1 protein-coding gene is annotated in these 268 nt (G+C 70.9%); it reads left to right on the top strand.

The features are described 5' to 3' along the window. On the top strand, positions 1 to 268 hold a 268-nt coding region (locus SB752_RS32565), incomplete at both ends, for a hypothetical protein (RefSeq protein WP_410719522.1).

The following is a 268-nucleotide window of genomic DNA, read 5'->3' as shown; positions in this document are numbered from 1 at the left end:
AACGCCGTGCTGACCGACGCCTCGCGCAACACGCTGGAAACCGAGGTGCTGCCCGAATACCTGGCGCGCCAGCGCTGGTTTCCCGACGCCCGCGTCCTGCCCCGGGTGCGACTGGCCTACGCCACGCCGTTCGGGACCGAAGGCGGCGAAGAATACTACTGGGCCGAGGCGGAACCCGCCGACGATGCCCCCGGCATGCGGGTCCAGGTGCCGTTCGCCCTGGTGTGGGACGAAGCCGCGCAGATCCAGTACCCCATCGCGCGGGTGC

Source organism: Brevibacillus sp. SIMBA_040 (assembly GCF_046535075.1).
GTDB lineage: Bacteria > Bacillota > Bacilli > Brevibacillales > Brevibacillaceae > Brevibacillus.
Note: the sequence above shows the minus strand (reverse complement) of the source record. Positions and strands in the feature narration are given on the sequence as shown.